Raw genomic sequence first — 3345 nt, 5'->3', positions numbered from 1 at the left:
GATACCCACGTAATAGGCGTTCGCCAAACCACCCCGAATCCGTACGCCTTTACCTTGCTTAACTTGACCGTAATAACAAGCACCTTTGGCTACGCCCAAATCGAGATCGGCCCCATCCAATACACGTACTGGCTCTGCATTAGCTGTATTTAACCATTGATTAATTTGGCTTAATACACGCGCTTTTATATGCGGAGCTTTTAATACCCCGCCATTTAATAAAATAGCACTCGGTTTGATAAAGTCCGCTGACGCAGTATTTTCGTTGCCTAAGGGGTCGGCAAAACCCGCCAAAGGATCATCAAAAACTGTCGCTTCTGGTTGAATATTCAATGCGTTTTTTTGCCGCGTTAAAAACGCAGCAAGATGGCGACTAACCGCTGGGTCTTGTGCATACGGTAAACCGCGGTGCGTTAAAGCGCTTCGTGGGCTTTGTTTCGGCTGAGTATTAATATCTGTTAAAGGGAAAAAGCCTTCAACCAAAGTTTGAGTCACCTCGCTGCGGGTTAATTCACAACGCAACGTAGCACCAAAAAGTTTAGAACCACGACTGGGAATGGTAATGGGCACGGCTTGCGTATCGCCATCAGAAAGTAAGACTTCTTTGGCATCGCGGCAGGCCTGCGTAATCCCTTGAATTTGCCACGGTTCAAGCGCCTTACCTTGCTCAGCTAACTTAGCTTTAACACGATAGGCTAACGCCAAATCCATGTTATCGCCACCCAACAAAATATGTTCACCCACCGCAATACGATTAAGGCTCAAATTACCATCGTCTTCAGCTACTGCAACCAGAGAGAGGTCGGTAGTTCCGCCGCCGATATCGACCACCAGAATAATATCGCCCACACTCACTTGTGAGCGCCAATCATCGCCACAAGAGTTAACCCAACTATAAACAGCCGACATGGGCTCTTCTAACAGTGTTAAATGTTCAAAGCCTACTTGTTTTGCAGCCTCGGCTGTTAGCTCTCTGGCGACGGGGTCAAAAGAAGCAGGAATGGTAACCGTGACATTTTGATCTTTTAAAAGCGAGGCTGGGAATTCAGCATCCCAAGCGGCACATAAATGTGCTAAATATTGGCGGCTTGCCTCTAACGGCGATATTTTTTGAACCTCTTCAGGGCTACCAAAGGGCAAACTATTTGCGCGCCGATCAATGCCGCCATGACATAACCAGCTTTTAGCACTGGCGACTAATCGAATCGGTGTTTTGCTACCGAGGTTGCGGGCAATAGCCCCGACCAAGGTCGTATTATTGTTAGCCCAAGGGAGCACGCAATCTGAGGTGTTAATTTCGGCTTCGTGCGGTTGATAAGAGAATGAAGGCAGCTGCTCAAGCATATCAACAACGCCCGGCCGCGATAACTGGCTTATCGGGAAAATTTCGGGTGATGCGCCATCTTCATCTAACGGCAAATAGGACATCACGCAATGGGTTGTGCCTAAATCGATACCCACCGAATAGCGTGTCGCTTCGCTCACAATTCCACCTCCGCTGGAGCAATAATCGAGGTGTTGTGACCCTTGGCTATTCTAGGTAGCTTGCTATCGGTTACCTGCCAACCGCGATGCGTCAACGTACCCGTAAAAGGTGCCTCGCCAACGACATTGCCGGTTAAACGATACTCCGCGGGATTAAAACCGGCCGCTACGGTTATTGTTGATTCTTCATCGTCGGTAGATACGGGTTCAAAAGAGAAATAAGTAGCCAAGGCTTTTTTGCTACCCTCCTGAACAACCCGCGCTACAGCACCGATTTCGGCATCACTAAAATTAGCAAGGTCTTCTTGCGTAAAATCAACAAAGCGCGCCTCTTGCTGCAACAAACTCAACAACTGTAAAGCTGCATCTGGGCTGGCACTGGTGATATTAACTTCGGCCGTAGTTACAGGCTCATGTACTGGCGGCTCAGGGTTAACGGCTGTAACGTCTTCGGTGGTAGTAACGCTCAGAGTGCTAACCAGCTTGGTGCTTAAGCGAATACGTGCAACAAGCAAAATTAAAAATATAACTGCCACTGATAGCAGAATATGCAGCAGGTCGATACTTGCAGGGAATACACCGGCATTATTGAAATCTAAACTCATAATGGTTCTCTTTATACTAAATAAGGTTATTCGCGAAAAAAGAATGAGGCTAATACGACGGTATTAGCGGGTCACGACTGTGAGGGGACCAAGGAATAGCGTTAAGGCAGGCTTCGGTGGCCACAGAGACAACAGTCTAGTGCTCAAATGGCGGTTAATTGTGCCTTTTTGGCAAAATTCAAGCCCTAATATTGATGTGAAATGCAAAGAGCCCTTATAGCGAAGGAAGTACCCATGAAGACATAGCGCCATCACAGCTGCTATTGCTGGCGGATTGATAAGGGTCCAGCACAAGGTTATTACTACCTTAAAGCGAGCACCTCTCCGAGCTTGTACCCCAATATGCCGACGTCGCATTTTTCTGCTTTTTGTGACATAGGATAAAGCGTCATTGGAAAAGCGACAGCACCCCGTGTCGCAGTATCAGATCTTTACGACGCCATACCGATAAAAGACCTCTATAAGTGGGAGAATCTTCGATATGCGATTAAAATGGTCGCTAACTAATTTCATTGTATAGGTAGTACTGCGAAAAGCTCGCTGGAAGCATGTCGCAATGTGCAATTTTAGCTGGATATGACGTGTCGCATTTGTAAGGTAATTGCGACAGCATGTCGGTTTATTATGGGGTATTATTGAGGGTAATACGTCTGCTACATAGTCTCACGTGGAGTTTAGGCTTGCTTGGGCGTTTTTTTAAGAATGAGATATGCGATGTCGCATATACAACTGTTAAATGCTAAGGAATCATCAATGAAATACTTCTATTTGGCTGTTTGCGTATTAATGAGTGGCTGCAATAGCACCTTAAATACTAAGGCTCCTTTCGTAAATGACATCTCTTCCTTGCCTTACGCGACACTTAAGCACTACCAGTCTGACAGCAATAACATGTGGATTCAAAAAGTGGATTCAGTGCCGACTGGGGGGACACTACTTGGTGATGATTTGGTGTATACGGGTGATGTATATGTTCAGCCGGGTTCTAGGGTGGTTTCTGTTTCTTGTTTTGATCGGAGTGGAAGTGAATCAGGTATCGCTGCTTACAACAAAGTCAATATATCTTTAAATGTTGACGCAAAAAAAGTCTACCAGTTTTCTTGCAAAACAGCAGTGGGATTTCGTGCTGAATATAATGTTGTAGATTCGGCAGGGGGTGAAGTAAATTTCGAGCTAAAAAGCTTAGAATAACCCCTGCATTTAAATCGGGTAAGAGCTGGTTTCTAGCCAGCTCTCCCCACACCACCCTGCATGC

Annotated in this window: 3 protein-coding genes; 1 reads left to right on the top strand and 2 read right to left on the bottom strand. The window is 46.1% G+C overall.

Annotated elements, in window-relative coordinates; genetic code table 11:
* Together AC3A8L_RS20680 and AC3A8L_RS20675 are read right to left on the bottom strand one after the other, a co-directional pair.
* Positions 1–1485 (bottom strand): Hsp70 family protein (locus AC3A8L_RS20680; RefSeq protein WP_487964169.1); only part of this gene is annotated, 1485 nt, incomplete at its 3' end.
* Entirely contained in the window at positions 1482–2090 is a 609-nt protein-coding gene (locus tag AC3A8L_RS20675; protein ID WP_487964168.1) for a DUF2760 domain-containing protein, read from the bottom strand. The genes AC3A8L_RS20675 and AC3A8L_RS20680, both read right to left, overlap by 4 nt.
* A gap of 753 nt (positions 2091–2843) precedes the next feature.
* On the opposite strand from AC3A8L_RS20675, the gene AC3A8L_RS20670 reads away from it, so the two are divergent.
* Positions 2844–3281, top strand: a complete 438-nt coding sequence (locus AC3A8L_RS20670) for a hypothetical protein (protein ID WP_487964167.1) — start codon at positions 2844–2846, stop codon at positions 3279–3281.
* Positions 3282–3345: the final 64 nt, after the last annotated feature.

The organism is Marinagarivorans sp. (genome assembly GCF_982758155.1).
The sequence above is the reverse complement of the archived record's forward strand: the minus strand, read 5'-3'. Positions and strand labels throughout refer to the sequence as shown.